7 protein-coding genes and 1 pseudogene are annotated in these 15,412 nt (G+C 67.3%); 5 read left to right on the top strand and 3 right to left on the bottom strand.

Features of this window, described 5'->3' with window-relative positions; all coding sequences use genetic code 11:
• Positions 1-38: 38 nt before the first annotated feature.
• Positions 39-635, bottom strand: coding sequence for a hypothetical protein (locus tag VGR06_RS38525; protein WP_327564168.1), 597 nt, complete (start codon positions 633-635; stop codon positions 39-41).
• A gap of 468 nt (positions 636-1,103) precedes the next feature.
• On the opposite strand from VGR06_RS38525, the gene VGR06_RS38520 reads away from it, so the two are divergent.
• The 5 genes and pseudogenes from VGR06_RS38520 to VGR06_RS38495 all read left to right on the top strand — a co-directional run bounded on the left by VGR06_RS38520 (position 1,104) and on the right by VGR06_RS38495 (position 6,157).
• On the top strand, positions 1,104-1,424 hold the full coding sequence (locus VGR06_RS38520) for a helix-turn-helix transcriptional regulator (protein WP_327564167.1): 321 nt from the start codon (positions 1,104-1,106) through the stop codon (positions 1,422-1,424).
• Positions 1,349-1,973: pseudogene (locus tag VGR06_RS38515) on the top strand (DUF5753 domain-containing protein). The gene VGR06_RS38520 and the pseudogene VGR06_RS38515 overlap by 76 nt, the downstream one beginning before the upstream one ends.
• Positions 1,912-2,166, top strand: a complete 255-nt coding sequence (locus VGR06_RS38505) for a DUF397 domain-containing protein (protein ID WP_327564165.1) — start codon at positions 1,912-1,914, stop codon at positions 2,164-2,166. Before VGR06_RS38515 ends, VGR06_RS38505 begins: the two are co-directional and overlap by 62 nt.
• Positions 2,167-2,890: 724 nt before the next feature.
• Entirely contained in the window at positions 2,891-3,742 is an 852-nt protein-coding gene (locus VGR06_RS38500; RefSeq protein ID WP_327564164.1) for a formyltransferase family protein, read from the top strand.
• A gap of 282 nt (positions 3,743-4,024) precedes the next feature.
• Positions 4,025-6,157: an ATP-binding protein gene (locus VGR06_RS38495; protein WP_414637416.1), complete on the top strand. Its 2,133-nt coding sequence runs from the start codon at positions 4,025-4,027 to the stop codon at positions 6,155-6,157.
• Between the two features lie 34 nt (positions 6,158-6,191).
• On the opposite strand, the gene VGR06_RS38490 is transcribed toward VGR06_RS38495, so the two are convergent.
• Complete coding sequence (locus tag VGR06_RS38490; protein ID WP_327564162.1) at positions 6,192-6,707, bottom strand: SMI1/KNR4 family protein; 516 nt, start codon at positions 6,705-6,707, stop codon at positions 6,192-6,194.
• A gap of 4 nt (positions 6,708-6,711) precedes the next feature.
• Positions 6,712-15,327: a DNA/RNA non-specific endonuclease gene (locus tag VGR06_RS38485; RefSeq protein ID WP_327564161.1), complete on the bottom strand. Its 8,616-nt coding sequence runs from the start codon at positions 15,325-15,327 to the stop codon at positions 6,712-6,714.
• Positions 15,328-15,412 lie beyond the last annotated feature (85 nt).

Raw genomic sequence — 15,412 nt, 5'->3', positions numbered from 1 at the left:
AGGGCCGGGCACGCTCGCCGGCCCTCCCGGCCGCGTCGTCAGCTGGCCTTGACGTCGCTGTACGGGTCCGAGGAGCCGCTGTCCCAGGCCGACGTGACCGTGTACGTCACGGCCGGACCCGACGGCACAAGGGCGCTGAACCCGGTGGCACCGGCAGGATCGGTCGTGCTGCTGTACAGGCCTCCGGCGGTGGAGACGGCCCCGGGCGTGAACCCGAACGTTTCGGGCGTCTGGTCGGTGGCGTAGAAGTAGGCCTCGCCGGTCATCGTGAAGCTGCCCCTGGTGGTGTAGTCGATGTGCGTCGAATCCGGGATCAGGGAGCACAGGCCGAACGTGTCGTCTCCGCCGTCACTGATGGCACCCGTCGCGTCGACCGTCCACAACTCCCAGTACACCAGGACGTCCGCGTCCACGGTCGAATCCACGTCGGTGACGTACGTGTTCAGGGCGCCGCCGCTGATCGGATCCCATGAGCTGCCGTTGTAGCACTCGACGTCGAACGTCCGGGTGACCTTCTGAATGATGAAGCCCTGCACGGGATTGTCCACGCTCCACTGGCGTATCCGCTGGAAGTTGCCACACTGACCTTCCTCGTCCGCACTGGAATCATGCGTCACCTTCAACGTCGGACTCACGGTTCAAAACCTCCTGTATAGTGCACTACGAATGACGAGCCGCTGCACCCAGAAATGTCGCACCGGCCTGCCTGCCCGGGTAGTGACGTCAGTGCGTCCGCTGGTGAAGTCGCTGATGCCCAAACAGCCAATGACATATTCGAAGCCGGAACATGATTTGGCCTGTGGCGTCGTCATGTTGGCCTCTGGCGTCGCTGCGTTGGCTTGTGGCGTCGCTGCGTTGGCTTGTGGCGTCGGGGTGTTGGCTGGGTGTGTTGGGGCCATTGTCAGCCGTGTGTGTCCGGCCTCGTCGTCACCGGCCAACACGCCTACGCCAGAGGCCAACACAGCACCGTGACGCGCCAACACAGCGACGTGAGAGGCCAACACGGTGTTCGGGGGCGCTGGTGCTACCGTGCCGGTGCTGATTGTGTGTTGACGAACCGGTGACACCATCCGTTTGCCGGCCGACAACTGACGGAGATCCACATGGCCCGCATACCGAAGGCCCGTGCGCTCGGCGCCGCTCTGCGCCAGGCCCGCGAAGGCAAACACATGCTGCTGCGCGAGTTGGGAGCGGCGATCAGCCGGGACATCGGAGTATTGGCCCGGTGGGAAAACGGAGAGCGGACACCGAAACCGGAACAGGTGGCGCAGATCTTGACCAGGCTGGGCGTGGACGGCCAGCGGTACGACGACATCATGACCCTTGCCTACGGGACAAACGAATCCCAATGGGTGGCGACCACGCTGCCGAACAACGCCAGCAGATGCGAGCCTTGGTGGACTGGGAGCAGACCACCAGCTTGATCGTCGACGTGGCCCCGTTGCCAGTGCCGGGCCTGCTGCAGACTCGCGACTACGCCTACTCGATCATGGTGGCACCTGGTTCTGGCGTCCCGGCCGATGAGGTCGTGACCCAGGTCGAAGTCCGGCTCGGCCGCCGAGACATTCTCACCAAGCCCAAACCGCCCGGGTTGCTGGTGCTGCTCGGGCAGAATGCGCTCACCCATGAAGTAGGCGGTCGGCAGGTGATGCACGGACAGCTCCGTCACCTGCTGGAGATGGCCGCTCCGAACATCGAGATACGTGTTGTCCCTGCGGGATGCGGGGTGGCATCCGGGCCTGGAGGGTTCATTCATTCTCATCGATTCGGACCATGTCACGAAGACCACAAGCAAGTCATCAATCGTTTTCGTGGGCAATCGACGGACGATCGTCATGCTGCGTGACGATGGTGACGTGCGTGCCTACCGAAATGCGGTTGACCACATCATAAGGGTATCCCTGCAACCAGATGTTTCCGCTCGGCTCATCGCCGACCTGCAGGATCGAATGGAGAAGCACGGTGACAACTGAGAACACTTGGCGAAAGTCCAGCGGCAGCGCCAACGACGCGTCTTGCGTGGAGCTGCGTAACACCCTCGATCAGGTGCGTGACTCGAAGAGCAGCTCTGCCTCAGTGATACGTGGTGACATACCCGCGCTCCTGCAAGCAATCCGGGCCGGACGCCTTGACCACCACAGTCAGCGCGAACCGCGGTCGGTGTAGCGAATTACCGCACTCAGGAGCACCTCGGGTGCTATCGTGACCGCGGTCTCACCCGGCACAACTGACACGAGTTGGCCCCGGGTCGAAGTGTCAACCTCCTGGCCCTGAATGACAATGTCACCTGTTTCGGTCAGATAGACAGTTTGGCAACCATCACCACTATCGGGATCCTTATAGAGAATTTCGAGCTTCATTTGCTAGCCTTCCACGGAGGGGTTGATGCGAAGGGTGACGCTGCACTAGTCTAGCAACGTTGCGTGGCTCCAACAATCGATCGACCGAGTGGGGTGGTGCCTATAACTACTGATCACAGTCGTAACCAACGTGACGCGCAGTGAAACTCCTGGTCCCCAGTCGTCCTATCAGGTCAATCCATCACTCTATCGCTGCCGGCGACAACGCTGAGCTTCGGGCAAATCAGTCATCAGCCGCGTCTCGTCCGCTGCCGATCGGGTTGATGGCGACAGAGCGTCGTCACTGACGATCGCGACCGGATTTCTCACACACGCACCACGCGGGTGAATGCATGCCAGAAAGAGACATCACGACACGGTGCGCTCATGAAAAACCACCCCCACGGGGTAAGCCGGCACTACCGGGTTGATTGTATCAGTGCCAGAATTTCCATAATGAGCGCCGGCCGACAACCTTTCGTATTATGACTATTCCGGCCAAAGCTCCGATCGCTCCGGCATCGCAAGGCTAACGCCAGGAGGAGGGCCGCATGATCAGACTCCGCGTGGCCTACGCCGGCCACGACTTCTTTTCAAGCTGCCTGAAGACTCTCATCGATCGCTCCGACATCGAAGTCGTGACGTGCTTGACCAGCGGCCCCGGAAAGTCCGTCGACAACGTGCTCAGCCTCGCCCACAAGTCGAAAATCCCGGTGCTGTTCGGACGCCCGACCAGACCCATGGTATCGAGACTCAACGAGTCCCGCATAGACCTGCTGATCTCGGCCGCCTACCTGTACCGGATTCCGATTGAAAGCCTGACCGTGGGTCGCGCGGTCAACGTCCACCCATCCCTCCTACCTGAAGGCCGTGGCCCGAACCCACTTCCCTATCTCGTCGACGGCCATCGCGAGCAATGCGGAATCTCCATCCACGAGATGACCCCCGAGTTCGACATGGGCCCCATCCTGCTGCAGGAACGTATTCCACTCGCCGAGAGTGACGGGTTCGATCAATTGTTCCTCAAGCTGTTCGCCGCGGCGCCCAGATTGCTGAACACGTTTCTGGACGGCATCGACGAGTTCTTCTCGGCGAAGCGGGAGCAGGGCGCCGGGTCATACTGGCCGAAACACGACGGCGATCAGCGCACCATCGCCGCCGAGCAGGCCAAGGTCGGCGACGCGCTGGCGATGCATGCCAAATTCGGCACCGTTGGCGTAATAGTAAGGCTGGTCGACGGCCGGCGCATCGAGACACAACGGCTGGTGGCGTCCGAATGCGAGCATCGCTACCCGCCCGGTTCGGTCATCGCGCAGCTGCACATCGGTTGGATCGTCGCGCTGACCAACGGCCTCATGCGGGTCAGCGAGCCTTCCACACTGGGTGCACCGGCGCGGAGTTGAGGGGGCGGCATGAACAGCCCGGATACTCCGACCGGCCCGGCAGATGCCATGCCGTCCGGTGACACTCACTCGGAGTTGTCGGGCCGCGCCGGCGAGGTGGTGCAGGCCAGAGATGTGAGCGGCGGTGTCCATTTCCATCGAGCTAAACCTCAAATCGGACCCATTCCGCGGCAGCTGCCGGTCGACGCGAGGGTGTTCGTCAACAGAGTTGCCGAGCTCGAATGGCTTGACCAGTCAATGGCGAAAGGCGGGCCCGCATGCATCATTGCCGGCACGGCCGGCGTGGGCAAGACGTCCCTCGCGGTCCACTGGGCGCACCGGGTGCGGGAGCGGTTCTCCGACGGGCAGCTGTACGTCAACCTCAGGGGCTATGACCCGGGTACACCGGTGACACCCGAGCAGGCCCTGGACAGGTTCCTGCGGGCGATGGACGTCCTACCCGGAGCAATTCCGCGGGACTCGGAGGCGAGGGCGGCCCTGTACCGATCCCTGCTCGCCGACCGGCGGGTGCTCGTGGTCCTGGACAACGCCGCCAGTGCTGGCCAGGTGCGCCCGCTGCTGCCCGGAACGGACACCTGCTTCGTCGTCATCACCAGTCGCAGCCGGCTGTCCAGCCTGGTCGCGCGGGAAGGAGCGCACCGCCTCACGCTCGACGTGCTGCCGGAGCCGGAGGCGATCGCCCTGCTCCGTGCCACGATCAACGGGTTTCGCCACCACGACGATCCCAACGACATCGGTGAGCTGGCCCGTCTGTGCGCCCGGCTGCCGCTGGCCTTGCGGATCGCCGCCGAACGGGCATCCAGCCGGCCGCAGACACCGCTCGCCGATCTCATCCAGGATCTGCGGGACGAATCTGCACTGTGGGATCTCCTGTCCTCCGGCGACGACGAGGAAACGGGCGCGGTGCGCACCGTGTTCGCCTGGTCCTACCGGGCATTGTCGACCGATGCCGCCCGGCTGTTCAGGTTGCTCGGTCTGCATCCGGGGCGGGACTTCAGCTCGGCCGCCGCCGCCGCACTGACCGGCTTCACGACAGCCAGAGCCCGGCAGTTGCTGGACGTGCTGGTCGGTGCGCACCTCCTCGAGCAGCCCGACCGGGACCGCTTCCAGTTTCACGATCTGCTCCGCGCCTACGCCGCCGACCAGGTGCGCGGCGAGGAGTCCCCGGAGGACCGGCATTCCACCGTCGTCCGGCTCCTCACCTGGTACCTGCACAGCGCGGACGCCGCGGTGGCCGCAAGCATGTACGCCCGCAGGCGGTTTCCACTCGATACGCCGGATCGGGACATGCCGCTGGAGAGCTTCCCGAACCACGAGGCCGCACTTGGCTGGTACGACCTCGAACGGGTCAACCTCGTCGCCGCCACGATTGCCGCCAACAACGCCGGCCTCTACGAAACGGCCTGGCGCCTGCCCGCGATCCTCCGCGGCCTCTTCGAGTACCGCCACCCGTTCGACGAGTGGTTCACCACGACTCGGATCGGCCTGAGCGCCGCGCGGCGGGTGGGCGACCGTACCGGCGAGGCCACGCTCCTCTTCAGTCTCGGAAAAGCCCACATCCAGTACGGACAGCTCGAAGACGGACTGCGCAGCCTCGAAGAGTCGCTGAGCATTCAGCGCGCCGTCGGGGACCGCCTCGGAGCCGCGGAAAGTCTCGCCGGCGCCGGCCTCGCCTGCCTGCGGTTGCGCCGGCTACCCGAAGCGGAGACCCGTTTCGAGCAATCCCGTGAGATCGCCGATGAGTTGGGCGAGATCGCGCACAAGGCGTTTTCCACGCACCTGCTGGGGAACACCTGCTTTGAACAGAACCGGCTCGGGGAAGCCGTCGAGCACCTGCGTCAGGCGGCGGAGATGCTCCGGGCGATCGGCAACCGGACCATGGAGATCGACGCACTGGTCTTCCTCGCCAGGGCACAGCGGGAGCACGGTCGAGTGGACGAGGCCCAGGCATCGGCCGTCCGGGCACTCAAGATCGCCGACGAGACCGGCGATCGCGTCATCACCGCGCTGTCGCTGGTCGAACTGGGCCGGCTGCACCTGATCAGGAGCAACCCGGCCGAGGCCCTCAAGTGCTTCCAGCAGGCCACCGTGCTGCAGCGGGCGCTGGGCAACCGCAGCCGTGAAGCCCAGTCACTGGATGCCACGGGAGAGGCCTACCAGCGACTCGGACGTCCGCAAGACGCCGCGGCCTTCCACCGCCAGGCGATTCACATCCAGCGAGCGCTGAACGAGAGGTGGTGGCTGGCGATCGCGCTGAACAACCTCGCCACGGCTCTTTCGGTGGCCGGCGAGGAGGATGACGCGCACCGGCACTGGCAGGAGGCGCTCGCCTTGTTCGGAGAGTTCGCCGACGCCCGGGCCCGTTCCCACTTGCGGCAGATTCAGGAGAGGCTCGCGGACACATCGACCCAGTGAACGATCGATGGCAGCCCAGGTTGGGCCTCGGTCATCAGGCCGGTTCGAAGGTTGGTTCGTCGGAGGGGAAGTCTTCGGGGAGGGCTTCGGACGTGAACGTGCCGGACAGGATGGCGAGCAGGAACTCCGTTGCTGTGCCGGTGAACTGGTCCCAGGAGGGGCCGCGGGACTCGTTGGCGACCACGGTCCAGTTATCCGGGTCGGCTTCGGGGTCGCGGAGCCAGTAGCAGGTGTCGCCGTCGCTGCTGACCGCCCAGGCCATCAGGCGGTCGGGCGGGTAGGGCAGTTCTTCGCCCATCTCCGCCAGGGTCCGCAGGTTGGACTGGGCGGTGTCCTGGCGGGCGAGCAGATCCAGGTGCGAGCCGGGCATGGGTTGGACGAGCCACAGGAAGCCGTCGAACGAACCCGGGCCGTAGGCGTCGACCAGGCGCTTGTAATCCTCCGGCAGGCCCGCGCCGAGGCTCCGCTCCACGGTGCTCCAGTCCGTGCGCGGCGACGCGGGCCGTCCGGGTGGTACCAGCGCGATCAGCTGGTCCAGGGCTGACGTCATGGTCTCACTGTCTGTTGAGGATGGTCACCGCCAGGTCGAGGTTACCCGAGCCCTTCGCGGTGATCGTGATGCCTCTGGGTATCAGGTTGGCTCCCTCGTAGATCGGGGTGACGCTGTAGGTCACGGTCTGACCGCCGCGGACCGCGGCCGCGACCTGCGCCTCGAACCCGCGCATCACCGGGCTGTTCGCCTGCTCGAACAAGGTTACGACGTTCCTGGCTTCCGAGCCCGAACCACCGAGCAACCGGGCGAGCAGATGGCCCCGTACGTGCCGGAAGATCTGGAAGTTGACATATCCGGGCGGGTTCAGGGTTTGCGGCACCCGGGTGCCCGTGTTGATCATCCTGCCGGTGATCACCGCGGAGACCCCGGTGGGCCGGCCGAGCGCGTCGAGCGCACCGTAGCTGACGCTCCCGCCGGCCCGGGTGGTGTTGGCCGCCGCGCCGAGCAGCGTCGGCGACTGCCGAGCCAACCCCGCGACGCTGACGCCCATCTGGGCCATCGCCTCGTAGTGGTCGACGGTCTCCTGGTCCACTCCGGTGACCCGCGACACGCCCTGGGCCACCAGGGTGCTCTCCTGCCGGTCGGAGATCACCTGACGCACGCCGGCGCCGGCGATGTCCGCGCCCCACAGGAAGAGCGCGCCACCGGCCACCGCGCCGACACCGGTCCAGGAGGCGCCGACGCCGATGCCGGCGCCGAGCGCGGAGATGCTGGCCCCACCGGCGACCTGGAGTCCGCCCTTGACCCTGGTCCAGGTCACGTAGTCCCACACCGACCGGCCGTCCGGATCGGACAGTCGCACCGGGTTGTCGGACGCGTAGGTGTAGAGGGCCAGGTTGAACGGCTGGCCGACGCCACCATTGGGCTTACCGTCCAGATAGGACTCGAGCGCCGGGTCCGGGCTCTGCCACAGCTGGGTTCTCGGGTTGTAGTAACGGGCGCCGTAGTAGTAGAGACCGGTCTCCTCGTCGAGCTCCTTGGCGCCGAACTGGTACGGGACCGGCGTCGGTTGCGCCGGGTTCTCGTCGACCCAGGTCTCACCGAACGCGAAGTACTCCAGGTGCTCGGTGAGGTTGGAGTTCTCGTCGGTGACGTAGCTCGACGAGCCGAGGTGGTCGGCGTGGAAGTAGAAATGGTGGTTCTCGAAGGTGGAGTCGGGTTTGACGGTCTTCGTCAGCAGGCGGGTCTCGCCGACGAAGATGTGCTTGAACCCGGTTCCGTTGCGCTCACTGAAGTTGCGGTTCGGGTAGATGTGCTGCGGCCCGGCGTCCTTGACGATCCGGTTGCCCTGGTCGTCGTAGACGTACCGCACGGTCGCCGGCTGCTGCGGCGTCCCGCAGGCGCTCGGATCCTGCGGCAGCGTGCTGTTCCGGTTGTGGTCCTGGTTGCAGGCGAGCCGGTTCTCCTCGTCCCACACCAGTTGCCGGCGTTTGCCCGGGGCCGGCGGCAGCGTGTTCTCCGCGTCCACCAGGTTGCCGTTGGCGTCGTAGCCGTGGTTGACCGGGCCGATCACGCTGGGGGCGTGCGGTTTCCCGCTGCCGTAGGCGTAGTTGTAGTCGTAGGTGGTACGGCGCTGCTCCTGCACCGACGAGGTTCCCGCCGACGCGAGCGACGCCGACGCGAGGGACAGCGATCCGGTGCCCGGGTCGGTGACGGTGTCTTCCGGTTCCTCGATCGGTCCCAGCGGAGCCAGCGCCGGGTCGGTCGGCACCGGCTCCGTGGGAACAGGGTCCTCGAGCACCGTGGACACGGACTTGGTGCCGACGGTGCCGAACGACAGCGCCTGCGACGAGCTCGAGGACGGGTTGACCTCGACCTCGTGCCGCTGGCTCTTGGCCGTGACGTTGTTGATGGTGTCGTAGGCCAGGGTCAGCGAGTACCGGTCGAGCTTGTTGTCCTTGTTGTGGTACTCCCCCGACGCCGAGGTCAGCCGGTACAGGTCGTCGTAGCCGAACGTCTGGGTGCTCGGCCCGCCGATCGGCTTGCCGTGCGGCACCGGCACGTCGTTGTGCAGCTGCAGGACGTTGCCGACGTTGTCGTAGGTGTAGCTGATGTTCTGGAAGTTGAACCCGTCCGGCAGCTGCGAGCGCAGCGTCGCGAGCCTCCGGTCGGCCGCGTCGTAGCTGTAGGTGGTGCGGACGCCGTTCCCGACGTCCAGCAGCACCCGCTGCTCGAACTTGTCGTAGTCCATCCGGGCCAGGTAGGTGTAGTCGAACGCACCCTTGTGCCCGGTGGCCCGGTTGACCTGCCCGCCCGAGTCGTACTCGTAGGTGAGCACCTCGGTGTCCGGATAGGTCAGCTGCAGCACCCGGTTGAACGCGTCGAAGCGGTACTGCGTGGTGTAGGTGCGGGCCGGTCCGTTGATCGCGGTCACGACCCGGGTCTCGCGGGTGGTCTCGCCGAGCGGGCCGTACGCACGGGTGACCGTGCCGGCGGCGTCGTGGATCTCGGTGATCCGGTCCGCGGCGTTGTCCGGGGCACCCGGGGCGCCGTAGGTGTAGGTGACGTTGTTGCCGGGGAAGACCGGGTAGCGGATCGCGGCGATGCGGTCGAACTGGTAGTCGTACTCGACCGCCTGGTTGCTCGCCCGGAGCTTCGCGGTGATCTTCTGGGTGACGTTGCCCGACAGGTCGTACCGGGTCTCGGTGCGACCGGAGTCCGGACTGTCCACAATGGTGCGCCGGCCGAAGTTGTCATAGGCCGACCGGGTGGTGTTGTTGCGGTCGTCGACGACGGAGGTGATCTGGCCGATCGCGTCGTAGCCGTAGCTGGTCCAGATCACCGGCTGCCCGCCGGCCGGGTTGAACTCCTTCACCGAGGTGCCCAGCTCGCGCACGTCGGTGTAGGTGCGGCGCTGCTTGCCGTTCGCGTCCGTGGTCACGGTCTCGAACTGGGTGGCGCCGGAGCGGTCCGGACCGAACCCGTACCCGGTCGTGATCGCGGTGTTGTCCGGGATCACGGTGCGGACCGGGCGATCCAGGATGTCGTAGCTCACCCGGGTCGGCACCACGGTGTCGAACGCGGGGTTGAACGTGGTGTTGCCGGCGCCCTTGGGCTCGGTCACCGGGTAGAACTGCTCGACCTTCCGACCGATGAAGTCGAACGTCATGCGGCCGGACACGGTCATCACCGATTGCGGGTCGGCGCCCGCCGACGGCGAAACGCTGGCGTCCTTCTTGGTCTGCAGCGGGCGTTTCAGGCCGTCGATGAACTGGATGGTGTCGATGGTGTCGCCGCGCACCCCGGCCGCGGACCGGTCGACATGCCGGGTGACCGCGTACGGCACCGCCGCCTCGGGGTGGTACTCGAAGTCGATCGTCACCCGGTTCTCGGGAAGCTCGTACGGCCCGGTGATCGAGTCGATCCGCCCGACGGCGTCGTAGGACGTCCGGAGCTGCTGATTGTTCTCGTCGATCATCGTGGCCGGCAGGCCGAACCGCAGGTCGTGGGTGGCCGACGACCGGTAGCCGAAGCTGTCCACAATAGACTCGATGTGGACGCCGACCACCGTGTCGTAGCCGTAGTCCAGCCGGTAGCGCTGGTTGTCCTTGTTGGGCGGATCGATGGCGGTCTTCAGGTTGCCGTTGTCGAAGTAGTCCAGGTCGGTCACCGCGGCCGAGCCGTCCGCGAGGAAGGCGCGCACCTGCCGGACGTTCCCGTTCGTACAGTCGATGGTCGACTCGCGGTGCCGCAGCTCCGTGCCCGTCGCGGTGGCGACCACCTGGACGAAGTTCGGCACCACGATGTTCCGCGCCCGGCACGCCGGATCGGTTGACGTGTAACGGGTCCGTGTCTCCACGTCGTCGGTGGTGCCGGCGTCGGCCGCGTCGAAGGCCCGGGTCACGTTGCCGAGCTCGTCGTAGCTCAGCTCCATGAACGTCGACTTGCCGGCGACCGGCTGGCCCTCGTAGAACCGGCGATCGGCCCGGGACAGCTGCGGGAACACGGTTGCCGTCGTGCTCCGCGGGTCGGCCGACCCACCGGTGCCCACGTCGCGCAGGGTGTAGGTGGAAAGCCTCTCCAGGAACGGCCGGCCGGCGCCGTCCGCGGTCAGGGAACGGCTGACCAGGTTGTGGGTGTAGTAGCTGTCGGTGCGGTAGTCGCTGGCGGTCGTGCGGTACACGGCACCGCCCGCGCCCGGGTCGCGCTGCTCGGCGACGACCCGGCCGTAACCGTAGAACTCCCGCTCCAGCCGGTCGTAGCGGCCGTTCTCGTAGCGGTAGGTGAGCAGCTGCGTGTCCTGGCCGTCACCGGCATGGCCGTCGAACACGGTCGCCTTCGACAGCACGAACCGGGACTCCGGGTCGTCCTTCGTGTTGCCGTCCCGGGTGTACTCCAGGTCGAACCGGGCGCCCAGCGGGCGGGCCACCGAGCGCAGCAGGTTGGTGCGCCCGGTGCGGTTCTCCGACACCAGCAGCTCATTGTCCCGAGTGGACCGAACCTGGTCGGTGTAGCCGTCCCCGTTGACGTCGCGCAGCGCCACCTCGGCGCGGCCGATGCCGGTGGAGAAGTCGGCGCCCGGGTTGAACACGATGCAGCCGCCGGCGAGGATGCCGAGGCAGAACCCGAACGTGAAGTACACGCCGCCACCGAGGGTGGAATTGGCGTCGGCGTTGATCCCGGACGCGCCGCCGCCGAACGGGGCCGGGGCGAGGAACCGGCTGCCGGCGTTGATCGCGACCGCGAACGGGCTGCCGCCGCTGGAGAAGACCCGGTCCAGCAGGCCGTCGCCGTTCATGTCCATCAGGCTCTGCTCGGTCTTCGACGAGCCGAGAGCGGCCGAGAGCCCGCCGGCGAAGCCGTAGAAGTCAGTGTTGAAGCCGAGATTGACCGCGGTGTTGCGGGTGTCGCCGTCGTTGACCGCGCCGGCACCCTGCCACGGCTCGGGGGCGGCGAACCGGTAGCCGAGGTTGAGCGCCGCGGTGCCGTTGTCGAAGATCTTGTCCGGCAGGTTGTCGCCGTTGATGTCCAGCAGGTCGAACTTGGCGTTGGAGTCCCCGCCGCCGAGGCTGCCGCCGACGCCGAGGCCGGGCATCTCGGTGCCGGACTTGGCGGTGTTGGCGGACACGTCGGCCGGCGGTGCGGCCATGCCGCGGCCGTTGGACATGCTGCGGGCCGGGCTGCCGGCGTTGGCGGACACGGTGAACGCGGTCGTGTCGCCCTTCCGAACGCTGTCCTCGCCCAGGCTCCCGCGCTTGCCGCCCAGGCCGCCGACCATGTCGGAGTACTGGATACCGCCGGAGCCCACCACGTCGGGGAAGCGGTCGCCGTTCAGGTCGAGGAAGTCGACCTGGCCCTTGCTGTCCCCGAAGGCCCCGCTGGCCCCCACGCCGATCGGGATGCCCGGAATCTGGGCGCCGAACGTCGTGGAGATCTGCTGGGTCCGGCCGACCCGGGAAATGCCGGTGGCGCCGGCGAAATCGGCGTCCTGGGCCACGTCGATGGTGTCGACGCCGAGCCGGGAGCTGGATGCGGAGGCGGCCGCCACCCAGGTGTTCTCGTCCGAGCTGCCCCAGCGGTCCTGGGCCGGCTGCGGGGCGAACACCACGAACTTCGGGGTGTTGACCCGGCCCTGGAAGCCGGGCACGTCCCCCTCCACCGGCGCGCCGGGGAGCTGGTCGCGGAAGTTCTGGTCGATCACCAGGTCGCTCTGCTGGATCGGGGTGGTCGCCCGGTCCCGGTTGCCCTGGTAACCGATGGCACCCCAGCCGCGGTACGGCTGCGGGAAGGCGGCCTGGTCCGCGGCGGCGTTGAACGCGCTCGGCACGGTGGTGCCGTCGACGGTCACCGACTGGGAGGTCAGGCGGCCCAGCAGCGTGGTGTCCACAGTGGAGAAGTCGAAGAACAGGTCGTCGCCCGCGGTCACCGGGACGGTCAGCGCGCCGATCGCCGGCACCTGGCCGTTGACGATGTCGATGGCGCGCTTGGCGAGGAGTTGACCGCGCCTCTTGACGGTGAACACCACGCGGGCGTTCGGGGTCTGCCCGCCGAAGTTGAACGCCAGGTTCGGCTCGACGGTGACGTTGCCGGAGGCCGGCGCGGTGGAGAACCCTTGCGGCGCCGTCAACGTCGTCGCCGGGTACATGTCCACTTCGTACGGTGGGTTGATCCGCAGGGTCGGGTTGCCGTCCTGGTCGGCCACCGGGACGCCGCCGTCGGCCGCGGTGTAGAACGCTTCCGGGACCCAGTGCAGGGTGCCGAGGTCGATCGGCGAGTCGGCCTTGAGCTTCCAGGACAGCGTGTCGTCGGCGGTCACCGGAATGTCCAGGTCGACCGGGACCGTGCCACCACTGCCTCCGGCGAGCGTCCGGTTGAGCACCTCGGTGCCGTTGCGCGTGATCACGACCGTGACGTCGTCGGTGGTCGAGCCGGTCTTGGAGACGTCGCCGGCCAGGTGCAGCGTGCCGGTCACCGGCGCGGTCACGATGGACTGGCGGCCGCCGAGCGTGAAGTCGCGGGAGGCCAGGAACCGCCGGTTGTCCAGTCCGTTGACGTCGGTGCCCGGCGCCAGGTTGGTGTAGGTGACGTCCGGGTCCCAGGAGACCTGGTCGAAGCTTCCGTCCAGAATGGACTGGACGCGGAAGTACAGCCGGTCGCCCCGGTGCACCTGCACACTGTCCACACCGGACGGCGTGAACGTGCCGAAGTCATCCGGCCCGATCCGCTGCGCCCACAGCTCGCTGCCCTCGTGCTGGATGGTCACCCGGACGCCGTCGGCCCGGCGGTACGCGGCCTGCGCGGGGTCCTGAACGAGCCGTACCCCACCAGCCACCCGGACCGTGCCGTCGTACGGGGCAACCCACCGGCGCACGCTGTCCAGCAGCGGAGCGGCGTCCACCTGCCGCTCGAACTCGGCGGTCTGGTCACCGACGATCGTGCCCGACGCCGCGCCCGCGCCGACCGGCACACCGCTGTCGCCGCTGTTCGCGCTGTACGACGGATTGCCGTTGGCGTCGAGGAAACCGAACAGCACGCTGCCGTTGCTGACCAGGTCGGTGATCCCGTCGCCGTTGACGTCGAGGAAGTAGCGGTCGGTCGTCGTGGTGGTGGAGACGAAGTCGAGCTGGGCCGACACGCCGAAGTACGCCTCGACGCCGACGGTGCTCGAGTTGGTGTTCTCCGAGGAGATCCCGGGCAGGTTGTTCAGCCGGATCGGGGTGTCGCCGAACCGCGGCTGGCCGTGCGGACCGGACAGGTTGGGCCGGTAGAAGATCCCGGAGCCGGTGCGGAACACCTTGTCCGGCAACGAGTCGCCGTTCACGTCGGCGAGCGCCAGCAGGCCCTCCGAGGAGCCCGAGTTGAAGCCGACCTTGACGCCGGCCGAACCGGGCTTGCGCGGCAGGGCCGGGTTGAAGCCGACGTAGAGATGCCCGCCCACGCCCTGGGACGTGTTGGCCTGCAGCGCGCTCGCGTTTCCGTCCGGCACGCTCGCGCCGAGGCCGTCGCCGGGCACCGTCCAACCGGTCGCGTTGCCGAACGCCTGGTACGCGCCACCGGCGTCCCGGACGTCGTCGAAGTACTCGAGCTCGTGGGTGTTGAACACGTTTCCGTCGGCGCCGAACTGCGAGATGGAGCGCAGCAACGTCTTGTCGAACGCACCCGTCCGGTAGTCGAGCTCGTAGCGGCGGATCAGCTGGTTGCCCAGCGACACCTCGACCTTGCGCAGCAGATCCGCGGTGACCTTCTTGAAGCCCAGCCGCGCGTCGATCATCACGTCCGGCCGGCGCGGCTCGGACAGGTCACGGTCCCGGGTGAACGTGACCGAGTACGCGCCCTCGGTGTCGCCGTGCCCGGTGTAGGTGATCCGCTGCAGGTACAGGTTGCTGCCCGGCACCGCGCCGCCGGCCACTCCGGGGTCGGCCACCCGGACACAGTGGTAGCGCATGAAGTTGTCGTTGAGGTCGCGCATCTCGCGCAGCGACCAGGTCGCGATGTTGCCGTCGGCGTCGGTGAGCGTGGAGTCCACGGCCGCGCCGGTCGCCGGGGTGCCGCCGAAGAACGACCGCATGCCGTTCTTGTCGGTCACCTCCCACCAGTAGTTCGCCGGCCGGTCGCCGTGCCGGACGATCTTGGCAAACTTGCCCTCGACCCTGGTGTGGAACACCTTCTCCGCGCTGCGCGGCACATCCCCGCGGTGTGCCACCGGCGTGAGCTGCTCGCCGTTGAGCAGGTACGTCTCGGTCTCCGTGCCGGTCTCGTACCGCGGCACGCCCCAGCGGGTGTCGATGGTGATCGCCTGCATGGGCAGGTCCCAACCCACCCCCGCCCAGCTGTCGCCGGCCCCGGAGCTGTACGTCACCGCGAGCTTCGGCTGGATCCCGGCCCGCCCGGGCGGCACCTCGATCGGGTAGCTCACCCGCGCGTCACCCCGGTTGTTCGGGCTCGGCGGGTTGATCACATTGACCGCGGAGGCCGGATCCCCCGCCTTGATGTCCTTGAGCTGGTTCGGATTGAACTCCGTGCCCTCGGGATGATCGGGCACTTCCACCGCACCGCTCGACGGATCCGACAGCAGGCTGGGTATCCGGTCGATCCGGTCGCGCGCGGCCGGCACCACGGCCGCGATCATGGCCAGGATCACCGCGAGCACAACGGTGTTCCGCTTGGACGGGGACATGCGACGGCGACGACTCCACACGCTCATCACGACGACACCTCTCACACAGGGCAGGCCGGATATGGCATCGCCGGATCATGTAAGC

Origin of the sequence: Actinophytocola sp., assembly GCF_036002505.1 — a bacterium.
Taxonomy (GTDB): Bacteria; Actinomycetota; Actinomycetes; order Mycobacteriales; family Pseudonocardiaceae; genus DASYTH01.
The sequence above is the reverse complement of the archived record's forward strand: the minus strand, read 5'-3'. Positions and strand labels throughout refer to the sequence as shown.